General features: G+C 39.0%; 11 protein-coding genes, 1 other RNA gene and 1 other annotated feature. Of the genes, 3 read left to right on the top strand and 9 right to left on the bottom strand.

Going from position 1 to position 14,106, the window contains the following annotated elements:
• Positions 1-2 precede the first annotated feature (2 nt).
• From H514_RS0110050 to H514_RS0110040, 3 genes are read right to left on the bottom strand one after another with little or no spacing between them, the layout of a single operon-like run.
• Positions 3-1,148 (bottom strand): cysteine desulfurase family protein, encoded by a 1,146-nt coding sequence (locus tag H514_RS0110050; RefSeq protein ID WP_027446854.1) that lies wholly within the window; start codon positions 1,146-1,148, stop codon positions 3-5.
• Positions 1,149-1,189: 41 nt separating this feature from the next.
• Positions 1,190-1,609, bottom strand: coding sequence for a cysteine metabolism transcriptional regulator CymR (gene cymR / locus H514_RS0110045; RefSeq protein ID WP_027446853.1), 420 nt, complete (start codon positions 1,607-1,609; stop codon positions 1,190-1,192).
• Positions 1,542-2,279, bottom strand: coding sequence for a YczE/YyaS/YitT family protein (locus H514_RS0110040; RefSeq protein ID WP_407946842.1), 738 nt, complete (start codon positions 2,277-2,279; stop codon positions 1,542-1,544). The genes cymR and H514_RS0110040 overlap by 68 nt, the downstream gene beginning before the upstream one ends.
• A gap of 206 nt (positions 2,280-2,485) precedes the next feature.
• On the opposite strand from H514_RS0110040, the gene H514_RS0110035 reads away from it, so the two are divergent.
• Together H514_RS0110035 and H514_RS0110030 are read left to right on the top strand one after the other, a co-directional pair.
• On the top strand, positions 2,486-3,760 hold the full coding sequence (locus tag H514_RS0110035) for a replication-associated recombination protein A (protein WP_027446851.1): 1,275 nt from the start codon (positions 2,486-2,488) through the stop codon (positions 3,758-3,760).
• Between the two features lie 172 nt (positions 3,761-3,932).
• On the top strand, positions 3,933-4,682 hold the full coding sequence (locus tag H514_RS0110030) for an RsfA family transcriptional regulator (RefSeq protein ID WP_027446850.1): 750 nt from the start codon (positions 3,933-3,935) through the stop codon (positions 4,680-4,682).
• A gap of 20 nt (positions 4,683-4,702) precedes the next feature.
• Here H514_RS0110030 and H514_RS22860 read toward each other — a convergent pair whose 3' ends face one another.
• The 6 genes from H514_RS22860 to H514_RS24965 form a co-directional block, all read right to left on the bottom strand.
• Complete coding sequence (locus H514_RS22860) at positions 4,703-6,901, bottom strand: FUSC family protein (protein WP_231566621.1); 2,199 nt, start codon at positions 6,899-6,901, stop codon at positions 4,703-4,705.
• Between the two features lie 61 nt (positions 6,902-6,962).
• Positions 6,963-7,718 (bottom strand): tRNA threonylcarbamoyladenosine dehydratase, encoded by a 756-nt coding sequence (locus tag H514_RS0110020; RefSeq protein ID WP_027446849.1) that lies wholly within the window; start codon positions 7,716-7,718, stop codon positions 6,963-6,965.
• Between the two features lie 142 nt (positions 7,719-7,860).
• A non-coding RNA gene (gene ssrS / locus H514_RS24320) (6S RNA) lies at positions 7,861-8,048 on the bottom strand.
• Positions 8,049-8,121: 73 nt separating this feature from the next.
• Entirely contained in the window at positions 8,122-9,912 is a 1,791-nt protein-coding gene (aspS, locus tag H514_RS0110015; RefSeq protein ID WP_027446848.1) for an aspartate--tRNA ligase, read from the bottom strand.
• A gap of 3 nt (positions 9,913-9,915) precedes the next feature.
• The gene (hisS, locus tag H514_RS0110010; protein ID WP_027446847.1) at positions 9,916-11,193 is read right to left on the bottom strand and encodes a histidine--tRNA ligase; all 1,278 of its coding nucleotides are present in this window, start codon (positions 11,191-11,193) and stop codon (positions 9,916-9,918) included.
• An 84-nt stretch (positions 11,194-11,277) separates the two neighbouring features.
• Positions 11,278-11,506: a binding site (T-box leader), on the bottom strand.
• Positions 11,507-11,574: 68 nt separating this feature from the next.
• Positions 11,575-11,751 carry a hypothetical protein gene (locus H514_RS24965; protein ID WP_169449753.1) on the bottom strand — a complete coding sequence of 59 codons (177 nt, stop codon included), beginning with the start codon at positions 11,749-11,751 and terminating at the stop codon, positions 11,575-11,577.
• 190 nt (positions 11,752-11,941) lie between these two features.
• On the opposite strand from H514_RS24965, the gene H514_RS22855 reads away from it, so the two are divergent.
• A complete protein-coding gene (locus tag H514_RS22855; RefSeq protein ID WP_051255104.1) occupies positions 11,942-13,657 on the top strand; it encodes an SH3 domain-containing protein in 1,716 nt (571 codons plus the stop codon).
• The last annotated feature ends 449 nt before the right edge of the window (positions 13,658-14,106 follow it).

Below are 14,106 nucleotides of genomic sequence, written 5' to 3'. Positions count from 1 at the left end.
CCTTAGGTTGTCTTCGTTAAGCGTTCAACGATTTGAGCGACTTTTTGCGCTCCCTCTTGAACATTTTCTCCAGTATTCGCTAAGCCAAAACTAAATCGAACAGAGTTTACCGTACGTTCATCACCTTCACCATACATCGCACTTAAAACGTGAGATGGTTCAACAGACCCTGCCGTACATGCAGAACCACTTGAGGCTGCTACGCCAGATAAGTCAAAATTCGTTAAGAGTTGTTCAACATTCGTACCTGGAAAACTAATATTAATGATGGAAGGAACATTAATTCGCCCACCATTTTGACTAAATTCAATACCACTCTCTTTAAGAGTTCGTACAAATAATTGTTTAAATTGTCTATATGACGTTAATCGTTCTTTCTGATCTTCTTGCATCAGTTCAACCGCTTTGGCAAAGCCATGAACAGCAGCAGTATTTTCTGTACCAGGTCGTCTCTTGCGTTCTTGTTCTCCTCCATGCTGCATAGCGTCTAAAGAGATTTTCTCTTTTGCATACAACGCTCCGACTCCCTTAGGACCGCTTACCTTATGAGAAGAAACGGTTAACATATCAACATTTAATGCATGGACATCGATAGGAATCGTCCCATAAGCTTGTACAGCATCCGTATGCAGTAAAGCTTGATGTTCTTCTAATAATGCCCCTATTTCTGCAACAGGTTGAATGGTGCCTGTTTCGTTATTGACATACATCACGGATACAAGAATCGTATCTTCTCGTAACGCAGCCTTCAAATCTTCTACAGAAACTGATCCTGATTCATTTACAGAAAGGTACGTTACTTCGAAGCCCTCTTTTTCAAGTTGTTCAGCTGCATGTAATACGGCGTGATGTTCAATTTTGGTTGTGATGATATGCTTACCTAGGTGTTGGTTTGCTCGAGCAGCACCAATCAGAGCTAGGTTATCTGCTTCCGTACCACCGCTTGTAAACGTGATATCCTTTTCGTTTGCCTGTATACTTTGGGCAACCGTTTTTCTTGCATCATCTAGCAGTTTTCTAGCTTTTCTTCCATAAGAATGTACACTAGATGGATTTCCAAAAACATCCTGGAAGACCGGGATCATTGCGTCAATTACTTCTTGCCTCATTGGAGTAGTTGCCGCATGATCAAAATAAATGGACTTCATGAGATCTCCCTCACTTTTTCATAATGAATTAACTTTGCTTTCTAAATATAGAACATGTAAGCATCATGCTCATCATCTTCATGGTGTTGAGCTAAATCATAAAGCGTTGTTGTATCTAAAACATCTTTCACTGCATCTCGAATTCTTATCCATAAAGCTTGTTTAGCAGGTTCTTCATCTTCTATTCCTTCAACAGGGCTTATCGGTCCCTCTAACACACGAATAACATCTCCTGAAGTGATTTCAGCAGGGTCCCGTGTTAACATATAGCCACCATACGCTCCTCGTACACTTTTTACAAGTCCAGCATTTCGAAGTGGAGCAATGAGCTGCTCTAAATAGTGCTCTGATAATTGATTTTCTCTGGCAATAGATTTTAATGAGATTGGGCCATCACCGTACTTTTTCGCTAGAGCAATCATGATAGTCAGTCCGTACCGTCCCTTGGTTGATATTTTCATTCAATTCACCTCGTTTAATCATATATTGTAGCAATTGTTGCATTTGGGGTAATGAATAGCCAACAACTGTTCCTAAAAAGAAAGCAATGAAAACTGTCCCAATACCAACTGGACCACCTAGCATCCAACCTAATAGAAATACAATCACTTCTATCCCGTTGCGTACCCAGCTTACTTTCCAGCCTGTAACATCTCGAATCACAAGCATTAAGCTGTCTCTTGGACCAGCTCCTAGATTAGGTGCTACATAAATTCCAATCCCATAGGCTAGGACTGTAACACCTACAACAAATATAATGATATTCATTAAGATCCCTTCAGGTTCAGGGAGAACATATAAAAACACATCTATAAAGATACCAATTAATAGCATATTTAAAATCGTGCCAATTTGAGGCAATGATCGTTGATAAATGGAGGTTATCGTTACAATCGTAATACCAGCTATAATGGACCAAGTACCCACTGTTAATCCAAACTGCTCGTATAATCCCACATGAAATACATCCCATGGGCCTATACCTAACATATCAGCTTTAATCGTTAGTGAAATGCCTAGAGCTAAAATAATAAGACCAATAACAAAAAACGACCAACGCATGAATAACTCTCTATCCTTCATACGTTTGGCATCCTGTCCTATCATTTTTGATTGTTTTACCATAAACATTGTCCTTTCCTACTCTAGGTGTTATTTGTGCTTTCAATTTCGTTCTTAAGCAAACATTACTATTATAGCACGAATGGCAAGTCTCTTGCATTTTAACAACTTGATCTTTATTGTAAAAAGAAAAGTGGAAGCGCCCGTTAAGTAATGAGGGGCGTGGAACTAAACATCTATAGCAAAATCCCGCTACACATGAAGGAGCGATCGACGTGAGTCAACAACCATTAGCATTTCGTATGCGCCCAAAACATATAGATGACATCATTGGACAAGACCATCTTGTAGGTGAAGGAAAAATGATCCGAAGAATGGTTGAAGCAAATCGATTAGCTTCTATGATTCTTTTCGGACCACCTGGAACCGGAAAAACATCTATGGCCATGGCATTAGCCAAAAGCTTACAATTACGTTTTAAAATGTTAAACGCTGTTGTAGATAAAAAGAAAGATATGGAGATTGTAGTTGAGGAAGCCAAAATGTCAGGCCAGCTCGTCCTCATTCTAGACGAGGTTCACCGCCTTGATAAAGCAAAACAAGACTTTTTGCTCCCTCATGTAGAATCTAACCTAATCACTCTAATTGGCTGTACTACAAGCAACCCATATCATTCTATTAACCCTGCTATACGAAGTCGTTGTCATTTGTTTGAAGTAGAGCGCCTAGAACAAAAAGATGTAAAAAATGCGATCCATCGAGCAATTGATGATCAGGAAAACGGGCTTGGTGAATACAATATTGAATTAACAGATGATGCGATGGAACATTTTGCACTATCTTCAAACGGTGATTTACGCGCTGCTCTAAATGGATTAGAGCTAGCAGCTTTCTCTACACCTGAAAACAATGAAGGTGTAATTCTTATTGATTTAAATGTAGCAGAACAATGTATGCAAAAGAAAAGTTTCTCACATGATAAAGACGGAGATGCCCATTATGATGTTCTTTCTGCTTTTCAAAAATCCATTCGCGGTAGCGATGTAAATGCCGCTCTTCATTATTTGGGAAGACTTATTGAAGCAGGAGATTTAGATAGCATCGCTAGAAGAATGATTGTCACTGCCTATGAAGATATTGGTCTTGCAAATCCGCAGGCTGGTCCAAGAGCTCTTCATGCTGTAGAAGCTGCTGAACGTTTAGGTTTTCCTGAAGCAAGAATTCCACTTGCCAATGCGATCGTTGAACTTTGCCTTTCCCCTAAATCAAATTCAGCATATAAAGCATTAGATGAGGCACTTCATGACATTCGTCAGGGAAGAAGTGGAGATGTTCCTGCTCACCTTAAAGACTCTCATTATAAAGGGGCAGAAAAACTAGGGCGTGGAATTGACTATAAATATCCCCACAATTATGAAAGTGCTTGGGTCGATCAGCAATACCTTCCAGATTCTATCAAAGATGCGATCTACTATTCACCTAAAAAGACTGGAAAATTTGAAAAAGGCTTAAGTCAAGTCTTTGAATCCATACAAAGCAGAAAAAAATAATATGTTTTAGGTATAAAACCCTCCAATTCGTCAACAATACAAATAAAATTACCAAACTAGTTCTAGTAGATGGTGTTCAATCCTAAGTAAAACAGCTAAGGTACGATGTTTTTTGTTGAACACTTTCTATTAAATGAACATTTGGTTGACGAAAAAAGGAGTGGAGTTATTTATGGTAAAAGTAAGACAAGATGCATGGTCACACGAGGATGATCTATTATTAGCGGAAACAGTGCTTCGTCATATTCGGGAGGGAAGCACTCAATTAAAAGCATTTGATGAGGTTGGGGATCAGTTAAATAGAACTTCAGCAGCTTGTGGGTTCCGATGGAATGCAGAAGTGCGTAATCGTTACATTCAAGCAATTGATATCGCTAAGCGTCAGAGAAAAGAAAAGAAACGAGCTATGGCTGGTCAACAAAAAACAAAAGAAGTACCTGCAGCTTTGACTGCTAATGCTTCAACTGAACAAGAATCTACTGAACTTCCTGTTTTCCAACAACAACCTCAATTACAGTGGGAGCCTCAAGAAGAACAAGAGGTTCTCCAGGAACAACCTATGGAAGAGAAACAAGAGCAAGTCACTTATCAAGAAGAAGAGCCTGTCTCTTTTGAGCAAGTTATCAAATATATGCGTCAACTAAAGCAACAATATAATGCTTCAAATCAATCAAAATCAAAACTTAGTCAACTAGAACAAGAAAATCATGTTCTACGACAAGAAAATGAAAAGTTACAGAAGCAAGTTCAACAAATGGACCAAAAATACAACATGGTACAAGAAGATTACCAAGTTCTGATGCAAATCATGGACCGAGCTCGTAAAATGATTGTATTTGATGATGAAGATCAATCAAATGCAGCTAAAGCGTTCCGCATGGAGAAAAACGGAAACTTGGAACAAGTAGCACGTCAGGCATAAATCCAATAAGAAAAATCCTATCACGAGTCGTGATAGGATTTTTCTTTATGATCTTGTACGTCAGCACCTAATCCTTCAGCTAACACAACGATCGATTGATTAATTTTCCAGATGTAATATAAGTGATGAATGAGGTCTCGTTTCGCTGTCCATCTGCTCGGAGCAACACGCTCGACCTTTTCTCGTTCATCAAATAACGTATAAACAATACCACTACGTTCTTCACCTTGCATAAGTTTACTTAGTGTATCCGTATTGTTCTGTAACTTTTCTTCCATACTTATAAAGACGTCTTCCAATTCATCAACAGATTCAAAATTTTTCTGATAAGATGAGGCCACTAAATGCTGAGCATAGTAATGAATAGCAGTAAAAACCGTTATATAGCGGGATAAGTTTGCATACCGAAGAAACGAAGGTCTTTCCACTAAAGATTGTGCATCCACTCTAATCGTTTGAAGCTGTTGATCCATCGAAAATGCTAGAGAAGAAAGGCCCTTAACATCTGTATCTTCACGGAACCGCTTCACGTATTTCAACAAATAACTTTGTAACTCTTCTAAGTATAATGAAAAGCCTTCGGACACTTTATCTTTGGTTTTGGTCGGTAAAATGAATGCTGCTGCTCCAAGTGCTAACGCTGATCCAACAATGGTATCAATCACACGAGCACCTAATAATTCGATAGAAATACCACCAAGTAGGATATCATACAAGAAAGCAATCAACATTGTAATAAATAGACTAGTTGACGTGTATGAAACAGTTAAAAGGTAAAAGGCAAAAAATACAACAATGAACAATAACGTAATCTCTAATGCGGCCCTACCAGATACAAGATTAGCTAACATAAACCCGAAAACTGCCCCAATTACAGTTCCTATAGAACGTTCCATTCCTTTTATATAGGTTCGTCCAACAGACTCTGTTCCCAGTAAAACAATAAAAGAAGTAAGTACGATCCAATAAGGTTGAATAGGTGAAATGATGTACCCTAATACAATAGACAACGAACAGGCGACAAGTGCTTGAATAGCCTTTTTCGTCGCAGCGTTCATCCCTTCTTCTTCAGATACTTCTTCATCTTCGTTCTCTTCTGTAGAGTCAGGCTCTTCTATTTCTCCATCCCATTTATGAAGTGAATGTTGAATTCGCGTAGCCCCTTCGATTACATGGTTTACAATAGATTCGATTCTACGAATTAAATAAAGCCACTTCTGTGGTTCTTCTCTATTATCAAGAAATTCATTAAGTGCTAAACGAAGAGCCTGTACAGCTTTTTCAGCTTCCTCTAAGTTTTGTGGGTCATAATCCGTTGCTAAAACCTCTGCCTCTCTAAGAGAGCGAACAATCCACAAAAGCAATCTTCTTAATTCCTGGGTTTCTAGTGCATCTTGATTTTTCAGCTTATTAATTGAATCTCCTAATGTCTCAACTAACATCGCAGTATCAAACACATACAAACGTAACTGAGAAGCTTTAAGACCTGGCCAAATTTCTTTGACATCCTGTTGGTCTAAGTCTTCTGAAACATTTCGAGCATAAGCACGGAGAATTTTAATATTCTTCTCCAATCGATTCTTTCTTTTTTCGCTTATATTAGGTTGTTGGATAATGGTAATCATCATATTAAACGTTAAGTTCGCCTGTATATGAAAGGAACGCATACCACGCTTTAAGATTGTGGCTGAGTCTTTAAAAACAAGAAAGTTAAAAAGATAAGCATACATAATCCCTAAAGCTATACCTAAGTAAAACCAAGGCAATTCAACAATATTCAGTTTCAAAAATGAAGATATATAGACTGTAAAGAAGCCAATCATGCCAAACGAAAAATATCTTACCCTAAATTGAGAAAAGAAAAATGCACTAAAGATCACGCTGATCATCAGCACACCTACATAATATGGATTCACAGAAGCTAATGACCCAAGTGTGATCCCCAATATTGCAGAGAGTGACATAAGAAGTGTGGTTACTTTTTTCTCTTGAGTTGTCTCGTCCATTACAACCATAATGCTGACTAATCCGACCATCCCAGCAACAATCGCCGGTGTGATTTGCTCGAAACCAGCAATGTGTAAAATAAAGAGCATAGTAAAAACCGAAAATATTAGACTTAGTGTTGCTTTCCCAGCCTTTTGTAACCTTTTCCGCCCCGGATCTGATGCTCTTACTCTTCCTAACCAATGTTGTTTTACATGATAAATGTTCCCCACTTCTTATCCTCCTCTCTTATTGAATGATAAAATCGCAAAGCAAAAATGCTTTGCGATCCCGTTAGTAGCGTTCAATAGAAATCGGTTTTAAAATTTCTTGAACAACATGACTCGCCATTATTAAGCCTGCCACAGATGGTACAAATGCATTCGAAGATGGCGGCATTTCTGCTTTACGAATCTCAGCGTTATCAGGAGCTACTTCTTGTCTTACGTCCTCACGAATACGAATAGGTTTTTCTTTGGAATATACCACTGGAATACCTTTTTTGTATCCTTCTTTACGAAGACGCGTGCGAATAACACGTGCGATTGGGTCATAACTTGTATCAAAAATATCAGCGATTTCGAATTGGGTTGGATCCATCTTATTGGCAGCACCCATGCTAGAAATAATCGGAATATCACGATGTAAACATTCTTTTATTAAATGAATCTTGTAAGAGATTGTGTCACTTGCATCAAGTACATAATCAGGTTGATATTGGAAAAGCTCTTCATACGTTTCCTCAGTATAGAACATTTTTAATCGAACGACTTCACATTCTGGATTAATATCAAGTACACGGTCTGCCATTAGATCAACCTTAGATTGTCCTACTGTAGAAAGAAGAGAGTGAATTTGTCGATTGATATTGGTAATATCCACATCATCTTTATCGATTAAGATGATTTTTCCAACTCCACTACGAGCAAGAGCCTCGACACTAAATGAACCAACACCACCAATACCTAAAACAGCAACAGTAGCGCCTTTCATTAAATCTAACCCTTGTTTCCCAATAGCTAATTCATTTCTAGAAAACTGATGAAGCATTTATGTACACCCCTTGTAACGTGTTTAGTTGTCTATTTTAGTATTCCTTTGCTTTTTTAAAGATAAACAATTAGATTTATGTATTTAAAGTATAAAAAAGACCTTAAGGCTCTCCTTAAGGTCTGCTCAGTTATGTACATGAATCAATCCCAATCGTGCCGTCATTAACCCAATGTTTTGAACCCGCTCTCGGCAGGTGGGTGCCCTGCTCTATATTTTGCAAGTCCTCTGAAGCAAATGAGGCTTGTGCGCCATATAGAAACTCAAGCTCCCGTATTCAAAAATGTTCGGTCAAAACGATTTGTTGGCTGACGAACACATCAGGATTGATTTCTTTAATGTTGTACTTGTATAGTAGCATACCTACTTTTTCTTATCAAGGATTAATAATCAGTAAATTTTTCTACTTATTTTTCTGATTTTCCTTAGCTTTTTCATTCAATTCAAGGTGAAGTTCCTTCAATTGTTCCTCACTTACAGAATCCGGTGCTTGTGTTAACAAGTCTGAAGCTGACGCTGTTTTCGGGAACAAAATGGTGTCGCGTAAGTTTGTACGACCTGCTAAGATCATTGTGAAACGGTCTAGACCTAACGCAATTCCGCCATGTGGAGGAGCACCATATTCTAAAGCCTCTAGTAGGAAACCGAATTGATCCTTTGCTTCCTCTTCAGAGAAACCAAGTACTTCAAACATTTTGTCTTGAAGTTCCTTTTCGTAAATACGAAGGCTTCCGCCGCCTAATTCATATCCATTTAATACAAGGTCGTATGCTTGAGCTTTCGTCTCTCCAGGTTGATCTGACATTTTATCAATGTCTTCACGCTCTGGCATTGTAAATGGATGGTGAGCAGCAAAATAGCGATCTAAATCCTCATCGTATTCAAATAATGGCCAGTCCGTTACCCATAAGAAATTGAACTGACTTTCATCAATAAGACCAAGCTCTCTACCAAGCTTTTGACGAAGTGAACCAAGACTCTCATGAACAACAGATGTCTTATCAGCAACGAAAAGGATTAGGTCTCCTTCTTCAATTTCAAGAGCCTCACGTAAGCCTGCTGCTACTTCATCTTCAAGGAATTTAGCAATTGGCCCTTGAAGTTCACCTTCATTTTCTTTCACCCAAGCTAAACCTTTAGCATCATAGATTTTCACAAATTCAGTAAGCTTATCAATATCTTTACGAGAAAATTCGCTTGCTTTCCCTTTTACGTTAATCGCACTGACGCTTCCCCCTGATTCTACAGCACCTTTAAATACTTTAAATTCAGAAGCTTTTACAACATCAGATACATTAACAAGTTCTAAGCCGAAGCGTGTATCAGGCTTGTCAGAACCGTAACGTTCCATCGCCTCATCATATTTCATACGAGGAAATGGTGTTGGTAATTCAATATCTTTTACATCTTTCATAACTCTCTTCATCATACGTTCAGTCATATCCATGATTTCGTCTTTAGACATGAAGGACGTCTCGATATCGACCTGTGTAAATTCAGGCTGACGGTCTGCACGAAGGTCTTCGTCACGGAAGCAACGTGCAATCTGGTAGTACTTCTCAAAACCAGACATCATGATCAGCTGTTTAAAGATCTGTGGAGATTGTGGTAGTGCATAAAAATCTCCTTCATGTACACGGCTTGGTACAAGATAGTCACGCGCACCCTCTGGGGTACTCTTTGTTAGCATCGGGGTTTCCATCTCAAGGAAATCATCGTCATTAAGGAAGTTACGAATAGACTGTGTTGCCTTATGACGTAATTTAAATGTTTCTTGCATTGGGTTACGTCGCAAGTCTAAGTAACGATACTTAAGACGTAATTCTTCAGCGACATCTAAGTCATCTTGAGGTTGGAATGGAGGGTTTTTCGATTTATTTAAGATCGAAATGGAGTCTGCCATTACCTCTACTCGACCTGTTGCGAGGTTTTCGTTTACAGCACCTTCGTCACGTGCTACAACATCCCCTGCAACTTCGATCACATATTCGCTACGTACTTTATCAGCTGTCGCTAACGCTTCAGATGATCTTTCTGGATTAAATACAACTTGAACCACTCCAGAACGGTCTCTTAAATCAATAAAGATTAAGCCACCTAAGTCACGACGCTTTTGTACCCAACCTTTTAAGTGTACTTTCTCTCCTACATGTGTTTCACGGATTTGACCGCTTAATTGACGATGCCCGCTCATGATTTACTCCCCCTTAAATTCCTTCTTCATATATTCAACGACGTCAGCTATGTCAATCGTTTCTTGTTCTCCTGTTGCCATTCGCTTCACATTGATTTGCTTATTCGCAAGTTCATCTTCACCTAACACAAGAACGTACTTGGATTGCAGGCGATCTGCTGCTTTAAATTGAGATTTAATCTTCTTCTGTCCGTAATCCTTATCTACCTGAATACCAGCTTTACGCAGCTGATACACAATACCAGCAGCTTCTTTTTTCGCTTCATCACCAAGTGCGACTATATAACAATCTAATTGCTCTTCAATTGGAAGCACTACTCCTTCAGCTTCTAAAGCCATAAGTAAACGTTCAATACTTAAAGCAAAACCAATTCCAGGTGATTCAGGGCCACCAATTTCCTCTACAAGCCCGTTGTAGCGCCCTCCACCACTTAATGTTGTGATAGCGCCAAATCCTTCTGCTTCACTCATGATTTCGAAAGCAGTGTGATTGTAATAATCTAAGCCACGGACAAGATTGGAATCAATTTCATATGGAATACCTAGTTGATCTAAATAAGCTTTAACTTGTTCGAAATACTCACGAGAGTAATCATTTAGATATTCTAAAATAGATGGTGCGTCCTTCATTGCAGGATGATCACGATCCTTTTTACAATCAAGCACACGCATTGGGTTTTGCTCTAAACGAGATTGACAATCGTTACAAAGCTCATCTTTATGAGGTTTAAAGTGCTCAATTAATGCTTGACGGTGATTTTCTCTACTTTCCTTATCACCCAGACTGTTTAAGACGAGCTTTAATGAACGTAAGCCTAGTTCTTGATAGGAGTTCATAGCAAGCGCAATAACTTCAGCATCAATACCAGGATCTTCACTTCCTAAAGCTTCAATTCCAAATTGAACAAACTGTCTTGTACGACCTTGTTGTGGACGCTCATAACGGAACATCGGTCCAAAATAGAATAACTTTGTTGGCTGATTTGGAAGTCCGTAAAGTTTATTTTGCACATAAGAACGTACTACGGAAGCTGTCCCTTCAGGACGAAGGGTCAGACTACGACCTCCGCGATCTTCAAATGTGTACATTTCCTTTTGAACAATATCTGTCGAATCCCCTACACCTCTTTGAAACAATTCTGTATGTTCAAAAATCGGTGTACGGATCTCTTTATAATGATAACGACGACATAAATCGGATAAGACTGATTCAACATATTGCCACTTCTCTACTTCACCAGGCAAAATATCCTGGGTACCACGAGGTAATTTAAAACTCATGTTCATCCTCCTAAAAGAGCTAATTTTATCTAAAAATTGTTTGAATAATATAAAAACTCCCGTCCCATATTCGATCATTGACCGAATAGGGACGGGAGTTGAGTTCCCGCGTTGCCACCCTAATTGAAGCAAAGGCTTCCGCTTAAACAGTTAACGCCTGCTACGTCCTACACCTACTAAGCTAAGCTTAACTGTTCGATGAGGAACCTAAGGAATGTCTTTCATAAAGATACGCTGCAGGAATGCTTCCAGCCTGTGGCATTCCCTCTCTGGCCAAGTGATTCTTTATTACTCTTTCCCTCTTTGGTTCGTATATGGATTTTCGTTCATTCAAGATACTTTATGAGTTGATTACTATCATAATCCCGTATATATGGAATGTCAAGCACGATTCAGACTTTCTTTTAATTTTTTAACGTCATTCAAAGATACCCCAAATTCTTGTGCCATTTCCATACGTGATAAGTGTGGATCTTTTTCGATAAAGTCATGAAAGTTCACACCGAATATATCTTTATTCGTTCGATTAAAGGATTGTTGCTTATGACCTTCTCTCACTATCAAAACTCCCTTCAGTCTTTCTACTCATTTTTCCCTAAACTTTGATTTTTTTACGTAAAAAAAGAGGATAATTGGACTTTTTGTCGAAAGTGGAAAATTACTCAATGAGTATGTTAGAAATGTAAGGGCGGTTTTTTGTAGCGACAGATTACTTAAATTAGATTAAAAAAATAGGAGGAATACGACATTGACACTTAAAAAACGCACCACGCTCCTCTTTTTTCTTATCATAGGTTCTTTTTTCATAATGAGCAGTGATATTTCAGCAGAGAGTACAGCGGTCATTAAGGTGGAGCCTTTAAATGTTCGAGGAGGACCTGGCTTATCACATGAACAGGTTACTCAAGTTCATGAAGGAGAATCTTATCCTGTCATACAACAAAAAGGGAACTGGGTACAAATTCAAATGGATTCTACAAAAGGCTGGGTAGCAAAATGGCTAGTTGACCTAAAGGGCACGAGTTCAGTTGATAAAGTAACTTCTGATGTTGACCGCCTTCGAATTCGCTCAGGACCAGGTACATCTCATGACATTTTAGGTCATATGAACAAAGGAACATCCTATACGAAATCAGGTGAACAAGGAAAGTGGATCCGAATTAATTATGAAGATGAACAAGGTTGGGTACATCAAGACTATGTAAGTGTTACGACAACAGCCTCAGCTTCATCCGATGAGCAAAAAGCTGAGGAAAAAACGGTCCAGGTAAACAACTTAAATGTGCGTGGAGAACCATCTTTAACAGCTGAAGTCATTGACCAACTAGACAAAGGTACTAAAGTTACAGTGACCTCTGAAAAAGAAAATTGGTCAAACATTACATATCAAAACAATCAAGGATGGGTAGCTTCACAATTTATTAAGAAATCCGCACCAGCTTCAACACAAGAAGACAATAACAATGACAACCCATCTACAGCCCAAGCCAAAGGTACCGTTACGGTGGAAACACCTATTCTCAATGTACGTAGTGAAGGTAACTTGGGGAGTCAGGTCATTGCTCAAGTAAAACAGGGAGATAAACTTTCTTTCCTTCAAGAAAAAGAAGCTTGGTATCAAATCAAACTTGATAACGGCCAAATAGGTTGGGTAGCTAACTGGCTAGTAGAAAGAGGGGCGGTTACTGAATCAAATAGTAAACAATGGATCACCCTACTCTACAATGCTACGAACATCCGAAAAGGCCCAGGAACAGATACAGCTATTGTTGGACGAGCATCTATGGGCGATCAATTTGTAGTTAAAAGCCATAAAAACAAATGGTATGAAATTGAATACAATAATAAAACGGCTTATGTTGCGGACTGGATCGTAGCAAACAGTCAAACAGATATCAAACAAATGTCTCAGAAAAACCAAACGTTAAAAAATAAAACAATCGTTATTGATGCTGGTCATGGCGGGAGAGATGTTGGAACTATTGGTCATGACGGTTTTTATGAGAAGAAGTTAACGATTAAAACAGCTAACCGATTAGCAGAACGCCTTCGATTAGCCGGTGCAAATGTCATTTTAACGCGTACGGATGATACGTATATATCCTTAAGCTCTCGAGCTACAATGTCTAATGTGAAGGGTGCAGATGCATTTTTAAGCCTTCACTATAATAGTTTCCCTCAATCCCCTAGTGTGTCTGGGATTGGAACGTATTATTATCACAAGCGCGATCGCGACTTTGCTCAAACTGTTCAGAGAGCAATGATTCAATCAACGGCTCTCCACAATCGCGAAGCACGATTTGGTGATTATCATGTTATTCGTGAAAATCGACAGCCTGCTTTATTGTTAGAACTAGGTTTTTTATCGAATCCTCAAGAGGGGAAAACGGTTCAAACGAAGAGCTTTCAGGAGAAAATTACGAAGGGCATTGCTAAAGGTGTCATTGAATATTTGAATAAGTAGAATCACACAAACAAGCTCAGAGCTAATCTGAGCTTGTTTTTTTGTATTTCTTTGTTCAACAATAGCCCCCGTTTGTGGAACACTTGGTTTCGAGATAATAATGAGAGGAGTCCGTTGCTGTTGAGGAGTTTGTTGCGGTCAGTGAAACGGCAAGCCTGTTGTTGCCCCACACGACGTGGGGTAGTTCTACGTTGCCACATGATGTGGCGGTTTTAGTAGAACCTCCATAGTATAGCCGAGCCTCCTCGTGCCTGCGGGGTCTCGTCTTCCCTTTGTTACCACGACAGTTTGCCGTTTCCTTCCCTCCACGCGATTATGGAGACTAACGGACCATTATTTGGACTTTCCCACCACATATTGATTGGAAAACATATTCACAGAAGTTGCTTAGACCCTTGTCATGATAGGATTATACTACCTTGGAATTAGAACACCTCATCCTAGAACTA

Source organism: Pontibacillus marinus BH030004 = DSM 16465 (assembly GCF_000425225.1).
GTDB lineage: Bacteria > Bacillota > Bacilli > Bacillales > BH030062 > Pontibacillus > Pontibacillus marinus.
This window is presented reverse-complemented; position numbering and strand designations above follow the sequence as displayed.